This window comes from Erwinia sp. 2186 (genome assembly GCF_057812255.1).
Map to the genome: position 1 here is coordinate 3,418,910 of NZ_CM173824.1, position 25,776 is coordinate 3,444,685.

Sequence of the window (25,776 nt, forward strand, 5' to 3'; positions counted from 1 at the left end):
GCGGCCAGCTTCCCTAATCTTAGTCAGGTTTCTCAGCTTTGCCTGCGATACACCCTCTTTGGCATCACTTTTTTTGAACACATTAAAAAGGCCACCCGAAGGTGGCCTTTGAAGGTATTCCAGAAAGCGTCAGTTAATTCGGCAGAACCGCTTTAACCGCGTCGCCGATATCGGCCAGGCTACGCACGGTTTTCACGCCTGCAGCTTCCAGCGCGGCAAACTTCTCGTCTGCTGTGCCTTTACCGCCCGCGATGATGGCGCCAGCATGGCCCATACGCTTACCTTTCGGCGCAGTCACGCCCGCGATATAACCGACAACCGGCTTGGTGACGTGCTCTTTGATAAAGGCTGCCGCTTCTTCTTCCGCGCTGCCGCCGATTTCACCGATCATCACAATCGCTTCGGTCTGTGGATCTTCCTGGAACAGTTTCAGGATATCAATGAAGTTTGAACCTGGGATCGGGTCACCACCGATACCGACGCAGGTAGACTGGCCGTAGCCGATGTCTGTGGTCTGCTTAACGGCTTCATAGGTCAGGGTACCGGAACGTGAAACGATGCCGATACGGCCTGGCTGGTGAATGTGACCCGGCATGATGCCGATTTTGCAGGCGCCAGGGGTGATCACACCTGGGCAGTTCGGGCCAATCATACGCACGCCAGCTTCATCCAGCTTCACTTTCACCGTCAGCATATCCAGGGTAGGAATGCCTTCCGTGATGGTGATGATCAGCTTAATGCCCGCTTCGATCGCTTCCAGGATACCGTCTTTACAGAACGGGGCCGGAACGTAGATGACCGAGGCGGTTGCGCCCGTTGCTTCTACCGCTTCACGCACGGTGTTGAACACCGGCAGACCCAGATGCTCGGTGCCGCCTTTACCTGGCGTTACGCCGCCAACCAGCTGCGTGCCATAGGCCAGCGCCTGCTCGGAGTGGAAAGTTCCCTGGCCACCGGTGAAGCCCTGGCAGATTACTTTGGTGTTCTTATCGATCAAAATGGACATTATTTACCCTCCGCTGCGGCAACAACGCGCTGCGCCGCGTCACTCAGGCTGGTTGCTGCAATGATGTTCAGACCGCTGTCTGCCAGTTTTTTGGCACCCAGCTCGGCATTGTTACCTTCCAGACGCACCACCACTGGCACGTTCACACCGACTTCTTCAACCGCGCCGATGATGCCATCAGCAATCAGGTCGCAGCGTACGATGCCGCCGAAAATGTTCACAAATACCGCTTTCACCGCGTCGTCAGACAGGATGATTTTGAAGGCTTCGGTCACGCGCTCTTTGGTTGCGCCGCCGCCAACGTCCAGGAAGTTAGCAGGCTGGCCGCCGCTCAGCTTAACGATGTCCATGGTACCCATCGCCAGGCCTGCGCCGTTAACCATACAACCGATGTTGCCTTCCAGTGCCACATAGTTCAGTTCCCACTGTGCAGCCTGCGCTTCACGGGCATCTTCCTGGCTTGGATCGCGCATTTCACGCAGTTCCGGCTGACGGAACAGAGCATTGCCATCCGCAGTCAGTTTGCCGTCGAGGCAGATCAGATCGCCCTGCTTGGTGATCACCAGCGGGTTGATCTCAACCAGTGCCAGATCGCGCTCCAGGAACAGCGTGGCCAGACCCATAAAGATCTTGGTGAACTGGCCAACCTGCTTACCGGTCAGACCCAGTTTGAAGGCCAGTTCGCGGCCCTGATAAGGCTGAGGACCGGTCAATGGATCCAGCGCCATCTGGTGGATCAGGTGCGGGGTTTCTTCCGCCACTTTCTCAATTTCCACGCCGCCTTCGGTCGAGGCCATAAACACCACGCGACGGGTCGCACGGTCAACCACGGCACCCAGGTAGAGTTCCTGGTCGATATCCGTTGCCGCTTCAACCAGGATCTGGTTTACCGGCTGGCCATTGGCATCAGTCTGATAGGTGGTCAGGCGTTTGCCCAGCCAGTGTTCAGCGAAAGCACGGATCTCTTCCTTGCTCTTCACTACCTTCACACCGCCCGCTTTACCACGGCCTCCGGCATGAACCTGACATTTCACTACCCACGGACCGGCGCCAATCTTTGAGGCGGCTTCTTCAGCTTCACGTGGAGTGGTGCAGGCATAGCCGGTTGGTGCCGGTAAACCATACCGTGCAAACAACTGTTTTGCCTGATATTCGTGTAAGTTCATGATGTTCTATCCATTCAGGTCGGAAAAAACTTGGCCGAATCTGGCGGTTGCCAGAGTGTCGGCCACACATAGGGTTGGGTGCAGCACCAGGCCGCACCCGACAGGGATTAAACGTCCAGCAGCAGCCTTGACGGATCTTCCAGCAGCTCTTTGATCGCCACCAGGTAGCTGACGGATTCTTTACCGTCGATCAGGCGGTGATCGTAAGAGAGGGCCAGATACATCATTGGCAGGATCACAACCTGACCATTAACCGCCATAGGACGATCTTTGATCGCATGCATGCCGAGGATGGCACTCTGCGGTGGGTTGATGATCGGCGTGGACATCAGGGAACCGAACACGCCGCCGTTGGTGATGGTGAAGTTACCGCCAGTCAGTTCGTCAACGGTCAGTTTCCCGTCACGGCCTTTCACTGCCAGCTCTTTGATTTTCTTCTCGATATCGGCCATACCCAGTGCATCGATATCTTTCAGCACTGGCGTGACCAGCCCACGTGGGGTGGAAACAGCGATGCTGACGTCAAAGTAGTTGTGGTAAACAACGTCTTCGCCGTCGATAGACGCATTGACTTCCGGGAAGCGTTTCAGCGCTTCAACAACCGCTTTCAGGTAGAAGGACATGAACCCCAGACGCACGCCGTGACGTTTTTCAAACGCTTCGCCGTACTGCTTACGCAGGTTCATGATTGGCTGCATGTTGACTTCGTTAAAGGTGGTCAACATCGCGGTGCTGTTTTTGGCTTCCAACAGACGCTCGGCAATGCGCTTACGCAGACGGGTCATTGGAACGCGCTTCTCGCTGCGGCCTGGCAGAGCGGCGGCTGGTGCAGAAGGCGCGGCTGCAGCAGGCGCTTTCGCGGCGGCTTCAGGTTTTTTCGCCAGATGTTTTTCAACGTCTTCACGCGTCAAACGTCCACCGACACCGGTGCCTTTGATGGCGGCCGCATCGAGGTTGTGTTCAGCAATCAGGCGGCGGATAGCCGGGCTGAGCGCGTCGTTGCTCTCTTCTTCCAGAGAAGCGCTCTGACGCTGTGCCGGGGTAGAATCCTGCTCTTCAACTTTGGCAGAGCTTGCTTTGCCGCCGCTGTTCCCTTCTTTCAGACGACCCAGCGCCTGACGAGAGATAACTGTTGCGCCTTCATCTTCCAGAATCGCTTCCAGCACGCCATCGGCGGTGGCCGGAACTTCCAGAATCACTTTGTCGGTTTCGATCTCTACCAGCACTTCGTCGCGCTGGACAGAATCGCCTGGTTTTTTGTGCCAGGTTGCCACGGTGGCATCGGCAACGGATTCAGGCAGGTCGGGAACGATGATCTCTACGCTACTCATTATTTTTCCTTGAATTAATTAACGTTCAGCGCGTCATTTACCAGATCTTGCTGCTGCTGCTGGTGAACGGACATATAGCCAACTGCCGGCGAGGCGGAGGCGGGGCGGCCGGCGTAACGTAATGAAGCCCCAAAAGGAACCACTTCACGGAAGTGGTGCTGGCTGCAGAACCATGCGCCCTGATTAAGCGGCTCTTCCTGGCACCACACGAAATCATGCACATGCGAATATTGCTGCAGCACATCCTGAACCGCTTTGTGCGGGAACGGATACAGCTGTTCGATACGCACGATAGCGACATCGGTTTGCTCGTTTTTGCGACGCTTGTCCAGCAGATCGTAATAGACCTTACCGGAGCAGAGCACCACACGCTTCACGCCTTTCGGGTCAAGCTCGTCGATCTCGCCAATTGCCGGCTGGAAGCCGCCCGTGGCCAGCTCTTCCAGAGAAGAGACCGCCAGCGGATGACGCAGCAGAGATTTCGGTGACATGACGATCAACGGACGGCGCATACCGCGCAGCGCCTGACGACGCAGCATATGGTAAACCTGAGCCGGCGTTGACGGCACGCAAACCTGCATGTTCTGCTCAGCGCAAAGCTGCAGATAACGTTCCAGACGGGCAGATGAGTGCTCCGGGCCCTGCCCTTCGTAACCGTGCGGCAGCAGCATTACCAGACCGCACATACGGCCCCATTTCTGCTCGCCGGAGCTGATGAACTGGTCGATAACCACCTGAGCACCGTTGGCAAAGTCACCAAACTGCGCTTCCCAGATGGTCAGCGTGCGTGGTTCTGCCGTGGCATAACCGTATTCGAACGCCAGCACCGCTTCTTCAGACAGGACGGAGTCCCAGACTTTGAAGGTGCCCTGACCGTTATGCACGTGCATCAGCGGGGTATAGGTTGAGCCGTTAGACTGGTTGTGGATCACCGCATGGCGGTGGAAGAAGGTGCCACGTCCCATGTCTTCACCGGAAAGACGGCACGGAATGCCTTCATCTACCAGCGTGGCATAGGCCAGGTTCTCGGCAGCGCCCCAGTCGAACGGTTTGTTGCCTGCGGCCATCTCAGCGCGATCGTTATAGATCTTCGCCACGCGGGACTGCATTTCAATGGCTTCCGGCACGCTACTGATGCGCTTAGCCAGCTCTTGCAGGCGCTTCAGGTCTAAGGTTTCCTGATAGCTTTCATCCCAGTCATGGTTCAGATACGGCGACCAGGTGAAGGAGTGCAGGCTCATCGGACGCCATTCAGGCACCACGCATTCGCCAGCATCCAGCGCGTCGCGGTACAGGTTGACCATTTCCGTGGCATCTTCCAGGCTGGCAATCTTCTCGCTTTCGAGACGATCGGCATAGAGTTTGCGCGGGGTTGGATGCTTTTTGATCTTCTGATACATCACCGGCTGAGTCGCACTTGGCTCATCCGCTTCGTTATGGCCGTGACGGCGATAACAGACCAGATCGATGAAGACATCACGCTTGAAGGTGTTACGGAAATCCAACGCCAGGCGGGTCACAAAGGCCACCGCTTCCGGGTCATCGGCATTCACGTGGAAGATTGGCGCCAGCACCATTTTACCGATATCGGTACAGTACTGGGTTGAACGGGCATCTTTCGGATTGGAGGTGGTGAAACCAATCTGGTTGTTGATCACGATGCGCACGGTGCCGCCGACTTCATAGCCGCGAGCCTGAGACATGTTCAGCGTTTCCTGAACCACACCCTGACCAATGATCGCCGCATCACCGTGGATGGTGATTGGCAGAACTTTGTTGCTGCCCGGCTCGTCAAGACGATCCAGACGCGCACGCACAGACCCCATCACTACCGGGCTGACGATCTCAAGGTGCGACGGGTTAAACGCCAGCGCCAGGTGAACCATGCCGCCTTCGGTTTCGACGTCGGAAGAGAAGCCCATATGGTACTTCACGTCACCGGTACCGAGATGCTCTTTGTGCTTGCCCGCGAACTCGTCAAACAGGTCCTGCGGCTTTTTACCCAGCACGTTGATCAGCACGTTCAGACGACCACGGTGGGCCATGCCCAGCACCACTTCACGCGTGCCGCTTTTGCCTGAATGGTGGATCATCTCGTTCAGCATTGGCACCAGTGCATCGCCGCCTTCCAGCGAGAAGCGCTTGGCGCCCGGGAATTTCGCACCGAGGTAACGCTCAAGGCCTTCGGCTGCGGTCAGCTGTTTCAGGAAACCTTTCTTCTCCGCGGTGGAGAACGATGCCTGCCCGGCTACCGATTCGATGCGCTGTTGGATCCAGCGTTTCTCTTCGGTGTTGGTGATGTGCATATACTCAGCACCGATCGAGCCGCAGTAGGTCTGCTTCAGCAAGGCGTAAAGATCCGCCAGCTTCATGGTGTCTTTGCCGAAAGCAAATGAACCCACGTTGAAGGTTTCCTGGAAATCCGCTTCGCTCAGATCGTGGAATTTAGGATCCAGATCCGGCACGGATTCATTCTGCCACAGGCCTAACGGATCGAGGTTTGCCAGCTGATGTCCGCGGAAACGGAAGGCGTTGATCAGCTGGAGAACCTTAACCTGCTTGGCATTGGTATCAGGATCGCTTACGGAAGAGGTGTAACGCGTGGCGTCTTTCGCCAGACGGCGGAAGTACTCGCGTGTGCTCGAGTGAAATTGTTCCGGTCTGACCCCTTGACCTGGAAGCTGCTGAAAGAGCTCTTTCCAGGCAACATCAACAGAGTCAGGATCAGTTAGATAGTCCTCATAGAGCTGCTCTATGTAGGTCTGGTTCGCGCCGGCCAGCCAGGAGGAGTCCAGCCAGGGTTTCATCGCGCTGTTCTGCATTGTGATCCCTTAAGCATTTTGTGCTTTAGTTCGCCGTGATTATTTAACAGGGCCTTTGCAGGCCCCACGCCGCATAAGCGGCTTGCCCTCGGCTGTGTTCCGCTAACAACGCGGGACGCAGCCTGAAAGTTCATCGATACGAGCGCTGTGCGCGACTGCTGGCGCCCGGGCCCGTAAGGGAACCTTGCAAAGCCAACCCGAAGATAAGCTTGGCAGGGTTTCCTGGTAAAACAACCGGGAACCTGGCGGTTCCCGGATGAGGTGCGCTTATGCGCCTCTTTGCAGCAGCATCGACTTAATATGGCCGATGGCGCGCGTAGGGTTAAGTCCTTTAGGACATACGCTCACACAGTTCATGATGCTGTGACACCGGAATACGCTGAAAGCATCGTTCAGATTATCCAAGCGCGCATCCGTTTCGGTATCACGGTCGTCGATCAGGAAGCGGTAGGCTGCCAGCAACCCAGCCGGACCGATAAATTTGTCCGGGTTCCACCAGAAAGATGGGCAGGACGTTGAGCAGCATGCACACAGGATACATTCGTACAGGCCATCCAGTTTTTCACGCTGTTCCGGCTCCTGCAGATGCTCACGCGCCGGTGGATTTTCCCCATTATTCAACAGGTAAGGCTTAATCTTCTCATACTGAGTGTAGAATTGCCCCATGTCCACCACCAAATCACGGATCACCGGTAAACCCGGTAAAGGACGGATCACAATTTTTTTACTGCCGCCGCCAAGGGCGGAAACAGGTGTGATACAGGCCAGACCGTTTTTACCGTTCATGTTGATGCCATCGGAACCGCAAACGCCCTCGCGGCAGGAGCGACGGAAAGCCAGCGTCGGGTCCTTTTCCTTCAGACGCATCAGCGCGTCCAGCAGCATCATGTCGCGCCCTTCTTCGGACTCCAGGCTGTACTCCTGCATGTGCGGAGCATCGTCAACTTCCGGGTTGTAACGATAAATAGAAAATTCGAGTCTCATCGCTTATCTCCGCAAACTAGTAAGTACGTGCTTTCGGCGGGAACGCCGCGCGCAGTTTCGGCGCCATGTTCACCTCACGGCGAGTCATGCTTTCGCTCTGCGGCAGATACACGCTGTGGCATAACCAGTTTGCATCGTCACGTTCTGGGTAGTCGAAGCGGCTGTGCGCGCCACGGCTTTCGGTGCGGTAGTTCGCCGCGACGGCCGTTGCATAGGCCGTTTCCATCAGGTTATCCAGCTCAAGGCACTCAATACGCTGGGTATTGAAGTCGCTTGAACGGTCATCCAGACGGGCGCCTTTCAGGCGTTCACGCAGAACTTTCAGCTCTTCCAGACCTTTTGCCATCGCATCGCCTTCACGGAACACCGAGAAGTTGTTCTGCATACAGGTTTGCAGGGCTTTGCGCAGCTCGGCAGGATCCTCGCCGGTGGTGTTGTTGTTCCAGCGGTTCATGCGGGCCAGAGACGCTTCGATCTCTTCTTCGGTTGCGTCTTTCAGCTCGCCCTGCTCTTGAATGGATTCCAGCAGGTGCAGACCCGCCGCACGACCAAACACCACCAGATCCAGCAGCGAGTTGCCGCCCAGACGGTTAGAACCATGAACCGATACGCAGGCAATCTCACCCACCGCAAAGAGTCCTGGCACCAGAGTATCTTCGCCCTTCTCATTTACCGTCAGCGCCTGACCGGTTACGCGGGTCGGAATACCGCCCATCATATAGTGGCAGGTAGGGATAACCGGGATCGGTTCTTTAACCGGATCGACGTGAGCAAAGGTGCGGGACAGTTCCAGAATACCTGGCAGACGCGCTTCCAGCACTTCGTGACCGAGGTGATCCAGTTTCAGTTTGATGTGCGGGCCCCACGGACCTTCGCAACCACGACCTTCACGGATTTCGATCATCATTGAACGGGCAACCACGTCACGACCGGCAAGGTCTTTGGCGTTTGGCGCATAACGCTCCATAAAGCGCTCACCGTGTTTGTTCAACAGGTAGCCACCTTCACCACGACAGCCTTCGGTCACCAGCACACCCGCGCCGGCAATACCGGTTGGGTGGAACTGCCACATTTCCATGTCCTGTACCGGCACGCCGGCACGCAGTGCCATACCCACGCCGTCACCGGTATTGATGTGGGCATTGGTGGTGGACTGGTAAATACGTCCTGCACCGCCGGTCGCCAGAACCGTTGCGCGCGCTTTAAAGTAGACGACTTCGCCATCTTCAATATTCAGTGCGGTACAGCCGACAATGGCGCCGTCGGCATTTTTCACCAGATCCAACGCATACCACTCGGAGAAGATAGTGGTCTTGTTTTTCAGGTTCTGCTGATAAAGGGTATGCAATAACGCATGGCCGGTACGGTCAGCCGCCGCCGCGGTACGCGCCGCCTGCTCACCGCCGAAGTTCTTCGACTGGCCACCAAACGGACGCTGATAAATGCGGCCATCGTCCAGACGGGAGAAAGGCAGGCCCATGTGTTCCAGTTCCAGAATCGCTTCCGGTCCGGTTTTACACATATATTCAATGGCGTCCTGGTCACCGATGTAATCGGAGCCTTTCACCGTGTCGTACATATGCCATTCCCAGTTATCTTCATGGGTGTTACCCAGCGCAACGGTGATACCGCCCTGCGCAGAAACTGTATGGGAACGGGTCGGGAAAACTTTGGACAACAGAGCACAGCTCTGGCCCGATTGGGAAATCTGCAGCGCGGCACGCATGCCTGCACCACCGGCGCCGATTACTACGGCGTCAAACTCTCTTACTGGCAAACTCATTACGCACCCCACACAACAACAGTTCCATAAATGGCATAAACCAACAGCGCAACCACCACCACCAGTTGCAGCATCAAGCGAATAGCAACCGGCTTGATGTAATCCGTCAGTACCTGCCACATCCCAATCCAGCCATGCACCAGAATGGAGAACAGCGTCAGAAGGGTGAAGACTTTGGTAAAGTTGGAGGCAAAGAAGCCACGCCAGATGTCGTACGTCAGGGTTCCTGACATCACCACGAAACCGAGGATGTAGATCACGTATAACGTCATGATCATCGCAGCAGCACGCAGCAGCAGCCAGTCATGAACGCCGTTGCGACCCAATGCAGAAGCGTTGCTTACCATACGAGGACTCCAGCCAGAATTGAAAGCACGACAGTGATACCAAAAGAGATTTGCGCGGAGCGCGTCCCAATTTGCAGCGTTTCACCCAGATATCCGAAGTCCATCAGCATGTGACGAATCCCACCGACGATGTGATACGCCAGTGCGGTTAAAATGCCCCACATGATGAATTTGACAAAGAAGCTGCCCATGACGGCAGAAGCTTGCAGGAAGCCTTCGGGAGATGAGAGTGACAGGCCCAGTAACCAGAGCAGTATACCAACAGCCACAAACGTAATGACGCCAGATACGCGATGGAGAATAGACGCTATTGCAGTAACGGGAAACCGGATCGTGGAGAGATCCAAGTTGACAGGTCTTTGTTTTTTCACGGTTTTGCCCACACAGCCTTTCTTATTTTGCTTCCTCCGGTCCTGAGGGCGGGTCAGACAGCGTTACGGAGATACTGCGCCAGGCACTAAAACAACAACATCCAGTGTCAAAACGACGCGTACGCAACGCTGGGTGGCTCCTACTGCAGGGTATTCCGGAGACCTGGCGGAAGTATAGGGGGTTCACAAACTCATTACAATTCCCCTACAAACTTCTTGGGCATATTTAGGTGGAACAGTGATCCGACTCACATTTTTCACAATTTATACAAATTTAATTATCTGATTTGACAAAACTTCAACATTCCTGTTACAAACGGACGATCAAAAGTTCTATGATGCACAAAAGTTATGGGGATACACTTTCCCCTAAGCACAAGTTATGTAACATTGATGATATATACGTACAAAGTATCAGGTATCGGTTACCAACAAGTTACGACCAGACCGGATCTTTAACAACCGCGAAACGCAGTACTGTTGTGCCCACCCGGCCTGCGCACGCCCCGTCTCTCTGTACCCTGCACGATACAAGATGCCACAGAGACGACACTGCGCTTTTTTATGCAGGCGCGGACACAATGAGCATTTCGAGTGTCGAAGATCTATAGATAAGGCGCAAAGGAGACAATAAATGGCTGATAAAAAAGCAACGCTAACCCTACCAGGCGAAGCTCCTATTGAACTTGATGTGTTGCAAGGCACGTTAGGCCAGGACGAGATAGATGTACGTACCCTCGGATCCAAAGGGTATTTCACCTTTGACCCAGGCTTCACCTCTACTGCGTCCTGCGAATCTAAAATCACCTACATCGACGGTGATGAAGGTATCCTGCTCCACCGTGGTTTCCCGATCGATCAACTCGCTGTGCACTCCAACTATCTGGAAGTGTGCTACATCCTGCTGAATGGCGAAGCGCCAACCAAAGAGCAGTTTGAAGAATTCAAAACCATCGTAACCCGCCATACCATGATCCATGAGCAGATCCATCATCTGTTCCGTGGCTTCCGTCGTGACTCTCATCCGATGGCGGTAATGTGTGGTGTTACCGGTGCACTGGCCGCGTTTTATCATGATGCGATGGACGTTAACATTGAGCGTCACCGCGAAATTGCGGCATTCCGCCTGCTGTCCAAGATGCCGACCGTTGCGGCGATGTGTTACAAATATTCGATCGGCCAGCCTTTCGTTTACCCACGCAACGACCTGTCTTACGCCGGAAACTTCCTGCATATGATGTTCTCCACGCCGTGCGAAGAGTACGTGGTGAACCCAATTCTGGAACGCGCCATGGATCGTATCCTGATCCTGCATGCTGACCACGAGCAAAACGCCTCCACCTCTACCGTGCGTACCGCCGGTTCTTCTGGCGCTAACCCGTTTGCCTGTATCGCCGCGGGGATCGCTTCCCTGTGGGGACCTGCCCACGGTGGCGCAAACGAAGCGACCCTGCGTATGCTGGAAGAGATCAGCACCGTTGATCACATCCCTGAGTTCGTGAAGCGTGCAAAAGACAAGAACGATTCGTTCCGTCTGATGGGCTTCGGCCACCGCGTGTATAAGAACCACGATCCGCGTGCAACCGTGATGCGTGAGACCTGTCATGAAGTGCTGAACGAACTGGGCATGAAGGACGATCTGTTGGAAGTGGCGATGAAGCTGGAAGATATCGCGCTGAACGACCCGTACTTTATCGAGCGTAAACTCTATCCAAACGTCGACTTCTACTCAGGCATTATTCTGAAAGCGATGGGCATTCCGTCTTCCATGTTTACCGTGATCTTCGCGATGGCGCGTACCGTGGGCTGGATTGCACACTGGAAAGAAATGCACGACGACGGCATCAAAATTGCCCGTCCGCGTCAGCTGTATACCGGCTACGACAAGCGTGACTTCAAGTCTGGCACCAAATAATCCGCCAGACCGCATAAAAAACGCCGCAATTGCGGCGTTTTTTTTTGATTAATGCTGGCAACCCGGACACCAGTAAAACGGCCGCGACGAAAGCACCGTTTTCTCAATGATGCCGCCGCACCGCTCGCACGGCTGCCCTGCCCGATGAAACACCTTAAAACTGAACAGCGCGCCGTGATGTTTATTCTCTTTACTGACTCCCCGCGTGAGGTACGAAAGCCGCGGAATGGCCAGTAACGCGTCAGCCAATAGCGCCAACTGCTCTTCGGTCAGGTCCTGCGCTTTATGTTGCGGCGCCAGGCCTGCCAGCCAGAGTATTTCTACCCGCAGATAGTTGCCTAATCCCGCCAGAAAAGCCTGATCCAACAGTAACGCGCTGAACTGACGCCGTCTGAAACGGGATGAAAGCAACCGCGCTTTAACCTGCTCAGAGGTTAACGTCATATCCAGCACGTCCGGACCTACGCGCTGCAGAAAAGGATGTGCCATCAACGTATCCGCATTCAGCAATTCAATCTCTGACGCGCTGTAGAGCAGAATGGCCTTATCTTCCGCCGCCAGACGAACGCGCAGAATGCGGTTAGTGGCAGGATCAACGCCGCTTTTCGCCACCCGCCAGACGCCATACAGCTGGTTATGGCTGTAAAGCGTCAGGCCATTAGAAAAGTGGGTCAGCATCGCTTTGCCCCGCGTTTCAATCGCCTCAACCCGTTCGCCAAGCAATGCCGGTTCGTAGGTTTTTAGCTGAGGAAAAGCAAACCAGACGTCAGTCAGCGTTTTCCCCTTGATCGCTTTCTCCAGCTTATCCGCCGCGCGGCGGATTTCAGGTCCTTCTGGCATGATTCACCCGTTCAGTCTCAGTGTGTGGCGCCGCCTTCCAGACGAATATCCTTTTCAACGGTCAGCGCAATGCTCAGCGCCATTTCCAGCGCGAGGATCACCGTCGCCGCCGGCATGCTCGCCACGCCAGGATGTTTAACCGCCTGTTCAGGCAGGTAAGGAATATGGATAAACCCACCGCGGATTTTGGTCTTGTTCTTAGCCAGGCTGTTGTATTTTTCCAGATAATGCATCAGCCCGTACATCACGTGATTGCAGACATAGGTGCCCGCCGTCTGAGAGACGGACGCCGGGATCCCCGCTTCGCGGATCCCTTCGACAATCGCCTTAATCGGCAGCGTGGAGAAGTAGGCCACCGGCCCATCCTCGACAATCTCTTCGTCAATCGGCTGATTCCCCAGGTTATCAGGAATGCGGGCATCATCGACATTGATGCCGACGCGCTCGATGGTCACATCGGTACGCCCCCCCGCCTGCCCTACGGCAATCACCAGATCCGGTTTCAACTCTTCAATGGCGGCATACAACGCGGTCAGCGAGTCGCCAAAAGCACAGGGCAGCTGTTTGGCCATCACTTTTGCTCCGCACACCATGCGCTCATGCAGATGGCTGACGGCTTCCCACGACGGGTTCACCAGCTCGCCTCCGAACGGCTCGAAAGCGGTAATCAAAACGGTCTTCATTGTGGCCTCACAGGAACATCATGAAATACAGAAGGAAGATATTGGCTATTAACAATAGCACGCCGGTGGGCACCTGAGCCTTGATCACCGCATTGCGGTCAGGCAGTTCGAGCAGCGCCGCCGGGACAATATTGAAGTTGGCCGCCATGGGCGTCATCAGCGTGCCGCAATAGCCGGAGAACATGCCAATCGCCGCCATGACCGCCGGATTGCCATGGTGTTGCAGCACCAGGATCGGAATACCAATGCCGGCGGTAACAATCGGGAATGCGGCAAAGGCATTGCCCATCACCATGGTCAGCAGCGCCATGCCGATGGCATAGGTGGCAACGGCAATAAAGCGGTTATCTACCGCCAGGTAGGTTTCGGTCAGGTGCGAAATCGCCGTGCCAACGCCGGCGCTGGTGAACAGCAGACCTAAGGTGGCAAGGATTTGCGGCAGAATAAATGCCCAACCGATGGCATCCAGCAGGCGACGCGCTTCCTGCACCGACTGCGCCGGGCCTTCATGGGTGAGTTTCAGGGCGATCAGCCAGCCGATCACGCAGCCGACCATCATTGAGAATAACGTCACCAGCGTGGAGTGATTCCCCGGACCAAACAGCCCTTCCTGCAACCCCGGAATATTATTGAAGGCCAGCACGCCAATCACCGTCACCACCGGAATGGCTAACGCCGGAAGGAACAGTTTGTTGCGTAAGCGCTGAGCGCTTTGCTCTTTCTGCTCTTCGCTGCGCTGATGGTATGAGCCCAGCTTCACGCCGCCCAGACCGGCAATCAACGCCATCACCACCACCATCACGCCTATCACAATGTGCAGTGAACGTGCGCCAAGCAGCTCAACCGCCCAGTCACCGACGAAAAACACCAGCCCGTACAGTGCCCAGAACAGCCCGGTGGTTAAGCGGCGTGGGTTTCCTTTGTCGCGCCAGGACATCACGGCGACCACCAGCAGGATAATTCCCGCCAGCCAGAACAGATATTGTTGCTGGAACATTAGCGGCCTCCCTTCGCTTTCAACGCGGTGTTATTCAGTGCAGACAGTTCTTTGGCAATGGTTTTATCCAGGCGGCGTAAGCGCACGGCGTGGATCAGAAACGCGCAGAAAGCGGTCGGAATGCCCCACAGCGCAATATGCAGCGGCTCGGTCTGAATACCGGCGGATTCCTGCATAAAGTTATGCATAAAGATGATCGCGCCAAAGGCGACAAAGATATCTTCGCCAAAGAACAGGCCGACGTTATCGGTTGCGGCCGACATCGCGCGCAGGCGATGGCGAACGCTGTCAGGCAACTCGCCATAGCGGTTTTCGGTGGCCCCTTCGGCCATCGGTGCCAGCAGCGGACGCACCATTTGCGGATGCCCACCCAGACTGGTCAGGCCCATCGCGGCGGTGATTTCACGCACGAACAGATACACAATCAGCAGGCGTCCGGCTGTGGCGGTTTTAATCTGAGCGATCCACGCCTGGGCCCGCTGCTTCAGACCGTGACGCTCCAGCAGGCCGATAACGGCCAGCGGCAACAACAGGATCAGCGGCAGGTTACGGGTGTTCAGAAATCCTGAGCCCAGCTTTTCCAGAATATCGCCCAGCGGCATATGCGCGGCCAGCCCGGTAATCAGTCCGGAGACGATCACCACCAGCACCGGGTTAAACCGGAGTAAAAAACCGATGACGATGGCCACAATCCCTGCCAGTGGCCACAAATTCACTGCACTTTCCATATACATCCTCCCGGTATTGATAAAAAAAATTCCCCAACCGAGTTGAGGAATCTGCCGCGTTTCAACGCGTTATTGCCTTAAAGGCTGGTGACCTGAATCTGTTGTTGCTTAAAGGCCTGACGGAGCTGGGCGGCAAAGGCCATTGCGTGTGCGCCATCGCCGTGCAGGCAAACGGTGTCAGCATTGACGTTCACCCATTCACCGCTGAGGCTCTTCACCTTGCCCTGCTGGATCATGCTCAGGGTCTGCTCGATGGCCTGTTGATCGCTGTCAATCAGCGCGCCTGGCTGGCTGCGCGGAACCAGCGATCCGTCGGCCTGGTAGCCACGATCGGCGAAAACCTCTTCGCGCGTGGTCAGACCCAACGCCTTGCCGGCCCGAATGGATTCACTGTTGGCCAGCCCCACCAGCACCAGAGCCGGATCGACGGCTTTCACTGCCCGCGCAATCGCATCCGCCAGCTCAGGCTCCTGAGCGGCCTGGTTATAGAGCATTCCGTGCGGCTTCACATGCACCAACTTGCCGCCTTCGCTGCGGGCAATCGCCTGCAGGGCGCCAATCTGGTAAATCATCTGGGCAAACACGGTTTCGGCAGGGAGCTGCATCCGCGTGCGGCCAAAATTCTCCCGATCGGGAAAGCTCGGATGTGCGCCGATGGCCACGCCGAATTCCAGCGCCCATAACACGCTTTGACGCATGGTTTGCGCATCGCCGGCATGGAATCCACAGGCGATATTGGCCGATGACACCAGCTGCAATAAGTCACGATCGTTGGCGCAGCCTTCGCCCAGATCGGCATTGAGATCAACTTTCATGTTCCACTCCCCAGGCCATTTGCTCCAGCGCCAGTTGCTGGTCGCGTTTGGCTTTCAGCGCTTCTTCAAGCGTGCAGTAAACAAAATGCATCGGCTCGCCCAGACGGATCTGCGCCAGATGGTAAAGATCGGCTTCGATCACGCAGCCAATGCGCGGATAGCCGCCGGTGGTCTGCGCATCCGCCATCAGCACAATCGGCTGACCGTTTGGCGGCACCTGAATCACGCCGGGGATCAGGCCGTGCGACAGCATTTCACGCTTTTCGCTGCGTTGCAGCGGCCGGCCCTGCAGACGGTAACCCATGCGGTTACTTTGCGGATTAAGTTTCCAGGCGGTCCGCCAGAACGCTTCACGACTCTCATGGGTAAACTCATGATATTCCGGCCCCATCATCACCCGGATGCGGTTACCGAACAGCAGTTGGCGCACGCCGACCGGCTTCAGGAAGTGCCGTTGCGGCTCGCGCTGAGGCAGCAAATCGCCATCTTTAATCGGGCCGCCGCTAAAGCCACCAAAGCCGGCTTTGGCATCCGTGCTGCAAGAACCTAACATTGGCTCGACGGCAAACCCGCCATCCAGCGCCAGATAGCTGCGCATGCCCCGGTGCGGCATGCTTAACGTCAGCCGCTGTCCCTTTTTCACCGCCGTTCGCCAGCCGGTCCACACCGGCTGACTGTCCAGCTCGGCACTGCATCCCGCGCCGGTTAGCGCTATCCAGCCGTCGCGGGTGAATTCAGCACTGAATTGCCCCAGCGTAATCTCCAGTACCGCGCTGTTTTTATCATTGCCCACCAGCAGATTGGCGGTTTCCATGGCGGGACGATCGAGAACCCCGCTCAGACCGACGCCGTACTGCCGCCAACCGGTGCGGCCGGCGTCCTGCAACGTGGTCGCCATTCCTGCGCGAATTATCTTCAGCATAAGCCTCCCTTCTGCGGTACAAACCGCACGCTGTCGCCCGGCCTTAAGAAAGTGGGTGGCTGGTTTGCTGGATTGAACAACGTGATGTCCGTCTGACCAATCAACTGCCAGCCGCCAGGGGCGGAAAACGGATAGACGCCGGTCTGGCTGCCGCCGATGCCTACCGATCCGGCGGGCACCGCCACTCTTGGCTCGGCACGCCGTGGCGTATGCAGGCGATCGTCCAGCCCAGCCATATACGGGAATCCAGGCTGGAAACCGATAAAGTAAACCACGTATTTTCCGCTGGCATGGGCTTCGACAACCTGTTGCGGCGTTAAGCCACTGTGGCGGGCAACCTCATCCAGATCCGGCCCGGCGGAACCGCCATAAACCACCGGAATCTCAACCTCGCGTGAGGTCATTTCCAGCTGTTCGCTTTTTTCCCACCAGGACTGTAACCACTCAATGGCATCCAGCGCCGTCTGTTGCGGATCGCTCAGCAGCACGGTGATGTTATTCATCCCCGGGACCACTTCAATGACTTCAGGTCTTGCCATTAATCGCGACGACAGGCCCCAAATCCGTTGCTGAGTGGCCAGCGTAACCGGCGGCTCAAGTTCAAGTACGACTGCACGTTCGCCTAACAGGTAACAACGAGCTCGTTGCAAAACGCTCCTCCTGACCTGGTATTAAGGCCATCTGAAATCGATATAAGGCAAATAGTTATGCGGAAATGTCGGGGATGTGTCAACTGTGTTGCAGGCGGCCGGGGTAGCCGCCTGGCAGAAATCAGGCAGGATTAGGGATATCGATGAAGGTGACGTCCAGATTATGGTTCTCTGCCAGCCACTCGCCGAGCGCCTGAATGCCACAACGCTCGGTGGCATGATGCCCGGCAGCGAAGAAGTGCAGGCCCTGTTCGCGCGCGCTGTGGATGGTCTGCTCTGAGACTTCGCCACTGAAAAACGCATCGACGCCGAAGGCTGCCGCCGCATCAATAAAGCCCTGACCGCCACCGGAGCACCAGGCAATACGGCGGATCGACTCAGGGGCATTATCGCCACAGTGCAGCGGTTCACGTCCCAGCACCTGACTGATACGCTGGGCAAACTGGTCGCCGGTCAACGGTTCTTTCAGCTCTCCCCATGGCAGCAGTTCTTCAATTTCACCTTTGATGTCAATGCCCAGCAGGCTGGCGAGCCGGGCGTTATTTCCCAACTGAGGATGCGCGTCCAGCGGCAGATGCCAGCCGTACATATTGATGTCATTGGCCAGCAGGGTTTTCAGCCGGTTACGCTTCATCCCTTTGATCACCGAGGCTTCGTTCTTCCAGAAATAACCGTGATGGACCAGCACCGCATCAGCATTCAGCCGCACCGCCTCATCCAGCAGCGCCTGGCACGCGGTAACGCCGGTAACAATTTTATTCACCTCACTCCGCCCTTCCACCTGCAAGCCGTTCGGGCCGTAGTCTTTGAAGGCAGCGGTGTTCAGCAGTTGGTTAACAATCTGTTCAAGCTCTGTATTACGCATATCAATTCCTGAAGTGCGCGTTACCCGGAAAACAATTACCGCGTAACGCTGCGTGTGGGATTACCGTCACAATAACAAAGCGTGGGGACTATCAGCAGCATTTTTTTATCTGCCGACAGCTGCTGATAAAACAGACAATTAACGCATCAACAGCGGTGTACGTTATTTATTTCGCCCGGGTTGTTCATCGGGTTAATGCACTGGATCGCCCGGACGATTGTTCCGATAAAAGGACTTTTTCCGGCTTAATGTGTGACAAACCTCACATCTGTGCCAGGCTTTAACAACACGTAAATATGCACAAGGTGAAAAATATGTCACATCAAAATAACAAAAGCATCCTGACCGTTGATTATCCTGCGCCACCCTTTGCAGAACAGCCTCAGCCTGTGCCAGGCCTTGCCAGCAAAATGATCCCGGTGCCGGATCACGGTGAGAAATCCTATAAAGGGTCAGGCCGACTGGCCGGACGTAAAGCGCTGATCACCGGTGGCGACTCCGGCATCGGCCGCGCCGTGGCCATTGCCTATGCTCGTGAAGGGGCCGACGTGGCAATCAATTATCTGCCGGAAGAAGAGTCAGATGCGGCTGAAGTTATTCAGCTTATCGAAGCCGAAGGGCGCAAAGCCATCGCGATCCCGGGTGATATTCGCACCGAAGCTTTCTGTCAGCAATTAGTTAAAGAGGCAGCCAGCAAACTTGGCGGTCTGGATATTCTGGTGAACAATGCCGGGCGTCAGCAATTTAATGAATCTATTCGGACATTAAGTACCGAAGATTTCGATGCCACATTTAAAACCAACGTTTATGCCATGTTCTGGATAACTAAAGCGGCGGTGGATTATCTTCCGCGTGGCGCGTCGATTATTAATACCAGTTCGGTTCAGGCCTTTAAACCCAGCGAAATCCTGCTGGATTATGCCCAGACCAAAGCCAGCATTGTCGCCTTTACCAAATCACTGGCTAAGCAGCTGGGGAAAGAAGGCATTCGCGTCAATGCCGTCGCACCGGGACCTTACTGGACGCCACTGCAGTCAAGTGGCGGACAGCCGCAGGAAAAAGTGCAGCAGTTTGGTCAGGATTCCCCACTGGGTCGCCCGGGACAGCCAGCTGAAATTGCTCCGCTGTATGTCACCCTCGCCTCGACCGAAAGCAGCTATACCTCTGGTCAGGTCTGGTGCTCGGATGGTGGTACCGGCACGCTGTAACTCCCGTTCCTGCTAAGAAATAAAAAAGAGATCGCCTGGCGATCTCTTTTTTTTGCTGGCAATTACGTAAAGCGTCCAGTGAAAAATTCTGTCGCCTTAAGGGTTAACTCTGTTTACGCGCCACTTCAAACGCCTCAAGCGTGCGCTTCCGCGCTTCCTTGTGATCGACAACCGGCTGAGGGTAATCCAGCGCAACGCCCATATTGTCGGCCCAGATATGCGGTTGATGAATATGCTTAACCGGCACGTCCTTTAACTCCGGCAGCCACTTGCGGATAAACTCACCGTCTTTATCAAAGCGCTCGCCCTGAGTGGTGGGATTGAAGATGCGGAAATAGGGTGCGGCATCGTTGCCACTGGACGCCGCCCACTGCCAGCCGCCATTGTTGGCCGCCAGATCGCCATCAATCAGCTGTGACATAAAGTAGCGTTCCCCTTCCCGCCAGTCGATCAGCAGGTCTTTGACCAGAAAGCTGGCGACGATCATCCGCAGACGGTTGTGCATCCAGCCCAACTGATTCATCTGTCGCATCGCCGCATCAACTATCGGATAGCCGGTTTTACCCTGCTGCCACGCTTCCAGCTGCTTATCAGCCGGCTGCCACTTCACGTTGTCGGTCCAAGCGATAAAGGGTTTATACCGACAGAGCTTCGGCCAGGCCACCAGCAGATGACGGTAAAACTCACGCCAGATCAGCTCATTCAGCCAGACAAAAACGTTTCCGTCGTCCAGACCGCGGGGATGTTCCGCCAGCAGCCGGTGAAGACACTGACGTGGCGAAAGCACGCCGGTAGCCAGATAGACAGAAAGCCGGCTGGTGCCATCAACCGCCGGAATATTGCGGGTGTCGGGGTAGTCAGTGACCGGCTGCTGGCAGAAATGCCGTAACTGATGCAAGGCGGCTTTCTCTCCGGCGGCAAACAGCTCGCTGTCGAACGCTTCGGTCGGATAATCGAAGGGCTTTATCTCCGGCGTTTTGCTTAACGGCGCGCCCTGACGCGGTTTGGGTGCCGGCACGCACTCGGGCAATCCTTCGTGCAGGCGTTTAACAAACGCCCGGCTGAACGGCGTAAAGACTTTGTACATCTCACGGTTACCGGTCAGTACGCTACCCGGTGGCAGCAACAGGCTGTCGTCGAATCCCTGAGAAATGATATCGAGATCAAACAGCCAGCGCTCCGCCGCCGCATCGCGCTGGCGTTCGTTAACTTCATACTGATAGTTGTAGAACAGCCGGTCGACATGATGCTGCTGGCAGAAATCACTTAACGCCTCGACGGAAGCGGCAAAATCATCACACTGCAATGTGTGCAGTGCGATGCCCTTCTCAGCCAGCGATTGTTGAACATCCAGCAGGTTCTGGTAGATAAAGGCCGCCTGTTTCGGCGCCATCGAATGACTTTTCCACTGCGCTGGCGTGGCAATAAACAGTGCCAGCACGGTGGCATCGGCATCGCGGCAGGCAGCATGCAATGCGTAATTATCATGGACGCGCAGATCGTTGCGCAGCCAGATCAAATGGGTTGCCATAACACTCCCTGAGAAAAACTAGTGTCCATAGCGCAGGCGAAGCGCTTCCGGATAGGGTTCAAAATAGCGCTGCTGCGCCAGATACGCATCGGGGTACTCCGCCATGTAATGCTTCAACAGGGTGATCGGTGCCAGCAACGGCTGCATCCCCTGACGATAGTGTTCAATCAGCGAGGTCAGCTCCTGGCGCTGTTTTGAGGTCAGCTGAGGACGGAAATAACCCTGAACGTGCATCAGCACGTTAGTGTGATTTCCCCGGGTGGCCTGATTCTTCAGCAAGTCCATCAGACGCTGGCGATACTCAAAGGCATACTCTTCAAGTGACGACCAGTCGGCCATCGCCGCAACAAAACGCCCCATTTCGCGGTATTCCGGCTGGGAATGCGCCAGCAAAGAGAGCTTATAACGGCTGTGAAAGGCCATTAATTTGCCGCGCGTCAGCCCGCTGCGCCACAGCTCATTAAATTCATGCAGCGTATACACGCGTTCAACAAAGTTTTCCCGCAGTACGGGATCGTGCAGGCGACCATCTTCTTCAACCGGCAGCCACGGCATTTGCGCCATCAGCTCGCGAGTAAAGACCCCTACCCCTTCTTTGCGGTTATTGTTGTTGTCAGCCTGATAGACCCGCACGCGTTCCATGCCGCAGCTGGGCGATTTAGCACAGACAATGTAGCCACACAGATGATGCAGGGCTGAAACGCGTTTTTCTGCGTAAGACTGCATGGCCTCGGTGACCGGATCGCCTTTGCCATTACTGAAGCAGAGCGCGGGCAGATCGTCACCATTTTCGGTTAAACGCAGCGCAGGTCGTGGCGTCGGCAATCCGATCGCCATTTCCGGGCAGGCCGGTTCATAACGGATAAACGGGGCGAGATCTTCGGTGGCGAAAGCGCAGCGCTTATGACCGCCATCAAAACGGACGTTGTCACCGAGCAAACAGGCGCTGATGCCGACGGGAATTTTTTCGCTCATAGTTGTACAACCTCCAGAATCTTGTAGAGGTTTAAGTGTAGCTGAAAGCCGCGCAATGATCGCGTGAAGGTTGAATAACGGGCAAAAAAAATCCCGCCGGAGCGGGAGAGATCAGTAGAAGTCGCAACCTGCGGCTTCAGACTGGGCCAGCCAGACCGGCTGGCTGCTGGTCTTGGACCAGACGCGGTGCAGATAACTGTAAAACCTGGCACGATCCTGGCGGAAAAGCATAACCGGTAAAGCCAAAGTGCCTGCGACGATCACCGCAATGCGACGCAGGACAATCCGGTGTAAAGAGTAGTGCTGATAAAGACCCATATGTCCTCCCGTTAGCCCAATGAAACGAATGTAATCTGCGCAAAATAATAGCGCCTTCTGTGTAATTTTACTACTCATCCGACCACTAAAAGCGAAAAAAACCGCTGATATTTTCACCGAACCGTAATCAAGTTACATAAATGTTAACTTTACCGTTATTAATTAACAATCGAATGACATCCACTGCCGGATTATCCCTTACCGTCTTCGGTCGCCTGTTGCACGGCCGATAAGGTTTGCAGCAAAGCGGAAGGATATTTGATAAATTGGGCCGCCCTAATGCGGCGCCGCTGCCCGATAACAGGAAGGAAACCCGGTGACAACCGTTCTGATCGTTGAAGATGAAAAAGAGATCCGCCGTTTTCTGCGTATTGCGCTGGAGGGTGAATCCCTGCGGGTGTACGACGCCGACACCCTGCAACGCGGGCTGATTGAAGCGGCAACCCGTAAACCCGATTTAGTGATCCTCGATCTGGGTTTGCCTGACGGCGATGGCAATCAGTTTATCCGCGAAGTGCGCCAGTGGAGTGCGGTGCCGGTCATCGTGCTCTCTGCACGCAGTGACGAACAGGATAAGATTGCGGCGCTGGATGCCGGCGCCGATGACTTTCTCACCAAGCCTTTTGGTATTGGGGAGTTACTGGCAAGAGTGCGTGTTGCGCTTCGGCACCGGGATAAATCCGGCAACGGGACGCAAGCCAGTGAAATCACCTTTAGCGACGTCTGCGTGGATATTGCCGGGCGACGCGTCACCAAAGGCGGTGCGGATCTGCATCTGACGCCCATTGAGTTTCGTCTGCTGGTCAGCCTGTTGAATCACGCCGGAAAAGTCATGACGCAACGTCAACTGCTTAACCAGGTTTGGGGACCCAATGCCGTCGAGCACAGCCATTATCTGCGCATCTATATGGGACATCTGCGGCAGAAGCTGGAAAACGATCCGGCGCAACCTCGCCATTTGATCACCGAAACCGGTGTCGGCTACCGCTTTATGCCGTGAATGGCTGCGGCGTAGGCAATAAAAAAGGCGCTATATCAGCGCCTTTTGGTTTTTCTGAAGCTTCGCGATTAGGCGTTTTTCAGCACTTCGCTAACAATCTCAACCGCTTCTTTCTCGATCTGCTCACGGTGCTCAGCACCGAGGAAGCTCTCGCAGTAGATTTTGTATGCATCTTCAGTGCCCGAAGGACGCGCAGCAAACCAGCCGTTCTCGGTCATCACTTTCAGACCACCGATAGAAGCACCGTTACCCGGCGCTGCCGTCAGGCGTGCAGTGATCGGATCGCCCGCCAGCGTATCGGCACTGACCATTTCTGGTGACAGTTTAGACAGCGCCGCTTTTTGCGCAGAAGTCGCAGAAGCCTGCAGACGGTTGTAGCTCGGGGCGCCGAAGCGCGCGGCCAGTTCGTCATAATGCTGCTGTGGATTCTTGCCGGTTACCGCAGTGATTTCTGCCGCCAGCAGGCACATGATGATGCCGTCTTTGTCGGTAGACCACGGCGTGCCGTCAAAGCGCAGGAAGGAAGCACCCGCACTCTCTTCGCCGCCGAAACCAAAGCTGCCATCGTACAGGCCGTCAACAAACCATTTAAAGCCAACCGGCACTTCCACCAGCTTGCGACCAATGTCGTTAACCACGCGGTCGATCATCGCGCTGGAAACCAGCGTTTTGCCGACGGCGACATCTTTGCCCCACTGCGGACGGTTCTGGAACAGGTAGTTGATTGCAACGGCCAGGTAGTGGTTCGGGTTCATCAGGCCAGCAGGCGTGACGATACCGTGGCGGTCATAATCCGGATCGTTGGCAAAGGCCAGATCGAATTTATCACGCAGCGCCAGCAGACCCGCCATCGCGCTCTCAGACGAGCAATCCATACGGATCACGCCATCTTTGTCGAGGTGCATAAAGCGGAAGGTCTGATCGACCGAATCGTTCACGATGGTCAGATCAAGGTTGTAGAACTCGGCAATACGCTGCCAGTAAGCAATCCCTGAACCGCCTAACGGATCGACACCAATTTTCAGGCCCGCTTTCTGAATGGCAGGAATGTTAACGATCTGCGCCAGGCCTTCAATGTAAGGCTGGATCAGGTCTTTTTCCTGCAAATGGCCGCTTTCCCAGGCTTTGTCCAGCGCGATGCGCTTAACGCCTTTCAGGCCATCTTTAATCAGAGCATTGGCACGGTCTTCAACCACTTTGGTGACGTTAGTGTCAGCCGGGCCACCGTTTGGCGGGTTGTATTTAATGCCGCCATCTTCCGGTGGGTTGTGCGAAGGCGTGATCACAATGCCATCGGCCTGAGGGCCACCGGCTTTGTTGTGCTCCAGAATAGCATTGGAGATCGCAGGCGTTGGCGTATAGCCATTGTCCAGCTGCACAATCACATCGACACCGTTCGCGGCCAGCACTTCCAGTACGGAAATGATCGCAGGTTCGGAGAGCGCATGGGTATCTTTGCCGACGAAGCAAGGACCGGTAATGCCGTTCTTTTTGCGTTCTTCTGCAATCGCCTGAGCAATAGCCAGAATGTGCGTCTCGTTAAAGCTCTGACGCCCTGCACTGCCGCGATGGCCAGAAGTCCCGAATTTAACCGCATGTTCCGGGTTGCTCAGATCGGGCTGCAGGACATAATACTGTGACGTTAATTGTGCAACGTTAATCAAATCACTCTGCTGGGCGGGTTGCCCTGCACGGGGGTGATTGGCCATTGGCGATTCTCCCTGACGCTTCTTTATCAGTTAGAGGGTGCCGCAAACCTTGTCAGCGAGTTCCGCAGGGAACTGCATTGACTGCATGATGTGTTCCACCATGCTGCGTTTGCGACCTGTGTTGGTGTTGGTGATCACCCAATACGGCGTGCCGGGAATATGTTGCGGCTTGGTATGGGTGCCATTCTGTACCAGGGTCTGCTGATTGCCTGCAAAGTAAACGCGCGTGCGGCCAAGCAGTGACTCGGTCGCGGCGGCAAAAGCTTTGGGATCCTGATTATATAAAGTCGACAAGATGAGCATAAAACGGTTAACCGCTTTCTTCTGCTCAGCATATTCGTCAGACAGCAGCAGCTCACGCACCGCGCGAACGCGGTCCTGAGGGCGGGATTCCACCTTCACTGGCGCCGCGTCTTTCGCGACGCTCACGGCAGTAGATGCCGTTACCGCTGCGGTAGCAGGCGCTTTTTGCCCGGCCGTAAATTTAAGCATACGACGCAAAATGTCAGAGGCGCTTTCACCAATATGCTGAGTGTGACTGGCGATATAACGGTAGAGCTCTTCGTCGACTTCAATAGTTTTCATCTTGATCCAGTACAATTTATTGCTGATAAGAGCCGGTCTGTACGCTGCCTGAACAAGCCGCACAGGATCGTTCCAGCTCTAACACGAGGATTATAAAGTTAAATCCTGCCGGGGTGTAGCGCCAGCCCCTGATACCAGTAAAAGTCAGAATATGCCGCAAAAAGATTGGCGGGCGCTTTCTGGCCGTCACGGCAGGAAAAAGTGAATCTATGATACCCTAACCCC

At 55.5% G+C, this 25,776-nt stretch carries 24 protein-coding genes; 3 read left to right on the forward strand and 21 right to left on the reverse strand.

The features are described from left to right. Positions 1 to 133 precede the first annotated feature (133 nt). The 8 genes from sucD to sdhC form a co-directional block, all read right to left on the reverse strand. A complete protein-coding gene (gene sucD, locus ACXKZG_RS15880; RefSeq protein WP_134823719.1) occupies positions 134 to 1,006 on the reverse strand; it encodes a succinate--CoA ligase subunit alpha in 873 nt (290 codons plus the stop codon). Then, complete coding sequence (gene sucC / locus ACXKZG_RS15885) at positions 1,006 to 2,172, reverse strand: ADP-forming succinate--CoA ligase subunit beta (protein ID WP_013201326.1); 1,167 nt, start codon at positions 2,170 to 2,172, stop codon at positions 1,006 to 1,008. Before sucC ends, sucD begins: the two co-directional genes overlap by 1 nt. Before the next feature lie 107 nt (positions 2,173 to 2,279). Next, positions 2,280 to 3,503: a 2-oxoglutarate dehydrogenase complex dihydrolipoyllysine-residue succinyltransferase gene (gene odhB, locus ACXKZG_RS15890; RefSeq protein WP_013201325.1), complete on the reverse strand. Its 1,224-nt coding sequence runs from the start codon at positions 3,501 to 3,503 to the stop codon at positions 2,280 to 2,282. Between the two features lie 14 nt (positions 3,504 to 3,517). Further along, positions 3,518 to 6,325: a 2-oxoglutarate dehydrogenase E1 component gene (gene sucA, locus ACXKZG_RS15895; protein ID WP_053146074.1), complete on the reverse strand. Its 2,808-nt coding sequence runs from the start codon at positions 6,323 to 6,325 to the stop codon at positions 3,518 to 3,520. Between the two features lie 267 nt (positions 6,326 to 6,592). Further along, positions 6,593 to 7,309, reverse strand: coding sequence for a succinate dehydrogenase iron-sulfur subunit (locus tag ACXKZG_RS15900; protein ID WP_013201323.1), 717 nt, complete (start codon positions 7,307 to 7,309; stop codon positions 6,593 to 6,595). A 16-nt stretch (positions 7,310 to 7,325) separates the two neighbouring features. After that, the gene (gene sdhA / locus ACXKZG_RS15905) at positions 7,326 to 9,092 is read right to left on the reverse strand and encodes a succinate dehydrogenase flavoprotein subunit (protein WP_013201322.1); all 1,767 of its coding nucleotides are present in this window, start codon (positions 9,090 to 9,092) and stop codon (positions 7,326 to 7,328) included. Then, on the reverse strand, positions 9,092 to 9,439 hold the full coding sequence (gene sdhD, locus ACXKZG_RS15910; protein ID WP_053146075.1) for a succinate dehydrogenase membrane anchor subunit: 348 nt from the start codon (positions 9,437 to 9,439) through the stop codon (positions 9,092 to 9,094). The genes sdhA and sdhD overlap by 1 nt, the downstream gene beginning before the upstream one ends. Beyond that, entirely contained in the window at positions 9,433 to 9,822 is a 390-nt protein-coding gene (gene sdhC, locus ACXKZG_RS15915; protein ID WP_013201320.1) for a succinate dehydrogenase cytochrome b556 subunit, read from the reverse strand. The genes sdhD and sdhC overlap by 7 nt, the downstream gene beginning before the upstream one ends. A gap of 622 nt (positions 9,823 to 10,444) precedes the next feature. Here sdhC and ACXKZG_RS15920 point away from each other — a divergent pair. Then, positions 10,445 to 11,725, forward strand: a complete 1,281-nt coding sequence (locus ACXKZG_RS15920) for a citrate synthase (RefSeq protein WP_013201319.1) — start codon at positions 10,445 to 10,447, stop codon at positions 11,723 to 11,725. Positions 11,726 to 11,773: 48 nt separating this feature from the next. On the opposite strand, the gene nei is transcribed toward ACXKZG_RS15920, so the two are convergent. The 8 genes from nei to ACXKZG_RS15960 all read right to left on the reverse strand — a co-directional run bounded on the left by nei (position 11,774) and on the right by ACXKZG_RS15960 (position 18,225). Further along, the gene (nei, locus tag ACXKZG_RS15925) at positions 11,774 to 12,565 is read right to left on the reverse strand and encodes an endonuclease VIII (RefSeq protein WP_346565893.1); all 792 of its coding nucleotides are present in this window, start codon (positions 12,563 to 12,565) and stop codon (positions 11,774 to 11,776) included. Between the two features lie 17 nt (positions 12,566 to 12,582). After that, positions 12,583 to 13,248 (reverse strand): pyroglutamyl-peptidase I, encoded by a 666-nt coding sequence (gene pcp, locus ACXKZG_RS15930; RefSeq protein WP_134823714.1) that lies wholly within the window; start codon positions 13,246 to 13,248, stop codon positions 12,583 to 12,585. A gap of 7 nt (positions 13,249 to 13,255) precedes the next feature. Then, positions 13,256 to 14,245, reverse strand: coding sequence for a DUF979 domain-containing protein (locus ACXKZG_RS15935; protein ID WP_013201316.1), 990 nt, complete (start codon positions 14,243 to 14,245; stop codon positions 13,256 to 13,258). After that, positions 14,245 to 14,973, reverse strand: coding sequence for a DUF969 domain-containing protein (locus ACXKZG_RS15940; protein ID WP_488875136.1), 729 nt, complete (start codon positions 14,971 to 14,973; stop codon positions 14,245 to 14,247). The genes ACXKZG_RS15935 and ACXKZG_RS15940 overlap by 1 nt, the downstream gene beginning before the upstream one ends. 77 nt (positions 14,974 to 15,050) lie before the next feature. Then, positions 15,051 to 15,788: a 5-oxoprolinase subunit PxpA gene (gene pxpA, locus ACXKZG_RS15945; RefSeq protein ID WP_346595036.1), complete on the reverse strand. Its 738-nt coding sequence runs from the start codon at positions 15,786 to 15,788 to the stop codon at positions 15,051 to 15,053. After that, positions 15,778 to 16,710, reverse strand: coding sequence for a 5-oxoprolinase subunit PxpC (gene pxpC / locus ACXKZG_RS15950; protein ID WP_488875137.1), 933 nt, complete (start codon positions 16,708 to 16,710; stop codon positions 15,778 to 15,780). The genes pxpA and pxpC overlap by 11 nt, the downstream gene beginning before the upstream one ends. Then, positions 16,704 to 17,360, reverse strand: a complete 657-nt coding sequence (pxpB, locus tag ACXKZG_RS15955) for a 5-oxoprolinase subunit PxpB (protein ID WP_053146085.1) — start codon at positions 17,358 to 17,360, stop codon at positions 16,704 to 16,706. Before pxpB ends, pxpC begins: the two co-directional genes overlap by 7 nt. 121 nt (positions 17,361 to 17,481) lie before the next feature. Next, positions 17,482 to 18,225: a type 2 GTP cyclohydrolase I gene (locus ACXKZG_RS15960; protein WP_134823712.1), complete on the reverse strand. Its 744-nt coding sequence runs from the start codon at positions 18,223 to 18,225 to the stop codon at positions 17,482 to 17,484. A 314-nt stretch (positions 18,226 to 18,539) separates the two neighbouring features. Between ACXKZG_RS15960 and ACXKZG_RS15965 the strand changes: the two genes are divergently transcribed. Next, positions 18,540 to 19,433 carry an SDR family oxidoreductase gene (locus ACXKZG_RS15965; RefSeq protein ID WP_013201310.1) on the forward strand — a complete coding sequence of 298 codons (894 nt, stop codon included), beginning with the start codon at positions 18,540 to 18,542 and terminating at the stop codon, positions 19,431 to 19,433. Between the two features lie 103 nt (positions 19,434 to 19,536). Here the strand turns inward: ACXKZG_RS15965 and phrB are convergent, their stop codons facing one another. The 3 genes from phrB to ACXKZG_RS15980 form a co-directional block, all read right to left on the reverse strand. Next, positions 19,537 to 20,964 (reverse strand): deoxyribodipyrimidine photo-lyase, encoded by a 1,428-nt coding sequence (phrB, locus tag ACXKZG_RS15970; protein ID WP_488875138.1) that lies wholly within the window; start codon positions 20,962 to 20,964, stop codon positions 19,537 to 19,539. Positions 20,965 to 20,982: 18 nt separating this feature from the next. Then, positions 20,983 to 21,939, reverse strand: coding sequence for a YbgA family protein (locus tag ACXKZG_RS15975; RefSeq protein ID WP_013201308.1), 957 nt, complete (start codon positions 21,937 to 21,939; stop codon positions 20,983 to 20,985). A gap of 111 nt (positions 21,940 to 22,050) precedes the next feature. After that, positions 22,051 to 22,257 carry a YbfA family protein gene (locus tag ACXKZG_RS15980; protein WP_013201307.1) on the reverse strand — a complete coding sequence of 69 codons (207 nt, stop codon included), beginning with the start codon at positions 22,255 to 22,257 and terminating at the stop codon, positions 22,051 to 22,053. Between the two features lie 316 nt (positions 22,258 to 22,573). On the opposite strand from ACXKZG_RS15980, the gene kdpE reads away from it, so the two are divergent. Further along, positions 22,574 to 23,257, forward strand: coding sequence for a two-component system response regulator KdpE (kdpE, locus tag ACXKZG_RS15985; RefSeq protein WP_105759483.1), 684 nt, complete (start codon positions 22,574 to 22,576; stop codon positions 23,255 to 23,257). A 68-nt stretch (positions 23,258 to 23,325) separates the two neighbouring features. On the opposite strand, the gene pgm is transcribed toward kdpE, so the two are convergent. Then, positions 23,326 to 24,966 carry a phosphoglucomutase (alpha-D-glucose-1,6-bisphosphate-dependent) gene (pgm, locus tag ACXKZG_RS15990; RefSeq protein ID WP_053146095.1) on the reverse strand — a complete coding sequence of 547 codons (1,641 nt, stop codon included), beginning with the start codon at positions 24,964 to 24,966 and terminating at the stop codon, positions 23,326 to 23,328. 30 nt (positions 24,967 to 24,996) lie between these two features. Next, positions 24,997 to 25,551: a replication initiation negative regulator SeqA gene (seqA, locus tag ACXKZG_RS15995; RefSeq protein ID WP_013201304.1), complete on the reverse strand. Its 555-nt coding sequence runs from the start codon at positions 25,549 to 25,551 to the stop codon at positions 24,997 to 24,999. Positions 25,552 to 25,776: the final 225 nt, after the last annotated feature.

Coding starts and splice junctions, on each gene's coding strand:
- sucD (WP_134823719.1), bottom strand. CDS start 1,006: ATGTCCATTTTGATCGATAAGAACACCAAAGTAATCTGCCAGGGCTTC.
- sucC (WP_013201326.1), bottom strand. CDS start 2,172: ATGAACTTACACGAATATCAGGCAAAACAGTTGTTTGCACGGTATGGT.
- odhB (WP_013201325.1), bottom strand. CDS start 3,503: ATGAGTAGCGTAGAGATCATCGTTCCCGACCTGCCTGAATCCGTTGCC.
- sucA (WP_053146074.1), bottom strand. CDS start 6,325: ATGCAGAACAGCGCGATGAAACCCTGGCTGGACTCCTCCTGGCTGGCC.
- ACXKZG_RS15900 (WP_013201323.1), bottom strand. CDS start 7,309: ATGAGACTCGAATTTTCTATTTATCGTTACAACCCGGAAGTTGACGAT.
- sdhA (WP_013201322.1), bottom strand. CDS start 9,092: ATGAGTTTGCCAGTAAGAGAGTTTGACGCCGTAGTAATCGGCGCCGGT.
- sdhD (WP_053146075.1), bottom strand. CDS start 9,439: ATGGTAAGCAACGCTTCTGCATTGGGTCGCAACGGCGTTCATGACTGG.
- ACXKZG_RS15920 (WP_013201319.1), top strand. CDS start 10,445: ATGGCTGATAAAAAAGCAACGCTAACCCTACCAGGCGAAGCTCCTATT.
- nei (WP_346565893.1), bottom strand. CDS start 12,565: ATGCCAGAAGGACCTGAAATCCGCCGCGCGGCGGATAAGCTGGAGAAA.
- pcp (WP_134823714.1), bottom strand. CDS start 13,248: ATGAAGACCGTTTTGATTACCGCTTTCGAGCCGTTCGGAGGCGAGCTG.
- ACXKZG_RS15935 (WP_013201316.1), bottom strand. CDS start 14,245: ATGTTCCAGCAACAATATCTGTTCTGGCTGGCGGGAATTATCCTGCTG.
- ACXKZG_RS15940 (WP_488875136.1), bottom strand. CDS start 14,973: ATGGAAAGTGCAGTGAATTTGTGGCCACTGGCAGGGATTGTGGCCATC.
- pxpA (WP_346595036.1), bottom strand. CDS start 15,788: ATGAAAGTTGATCTCAATGCCGATCTGGGCGAAGGCTGCGCCAACGAT.
- pxpC (WP_488875137.1), bottom strand. CDS start 16,710: ATGCTGAAGATAATTCGCGCAGGAATGGCGACCACGTTGCAGGACGCC.
- ACXKZG_RS15960 (WP_134823712.1), bottom strand. CDS start 18,225: ATGCGTAATACAGAGCTTGAACAGATTGTTAACCAACTGCTGAACACC.
- ACXKZG_RS15965 (WP_013201310.1), top strand. CDS start 18,540: ATGTCACATCAAAATAACAAAAGCATCCTGACCGTTGATTATCCTGCG.
- phrB (WP_488875138.1), bottom strand. CDS start 20,964: ATGGCAACCCATTTGATCTGGCTGCGCAACGATCTGCGCGTCCATGAT.
- ACXKZG_RS15975 (WP_013201308.1), bottom strand. CDS start 21,939: ATGAGCGAAAAAATTCCCGTCGGCATCAGCGCCTGTTTGCTCGGTGAC.
- ACXKZG_RS15980 (WP_013201307.1), bottom strand. CDS start 22,257: ATGGGTCTTTATCAGCACTACTCTTTACACCGGATTGTCCTGCGTCGC.
- pgm (WP_053146095.1), bottom strand. CDS start 24,966: ATGGCCAATCACCCCCGTGCAGGGCAACCCGCCCAGCAGAGTGATTTG.
- seqA (WP_013201304.1), bottom strand. CDS start 25,551: ATGAAAACTATTGAAGTCGACGAAGAGCTCTACCGTTATATCGCCAGT.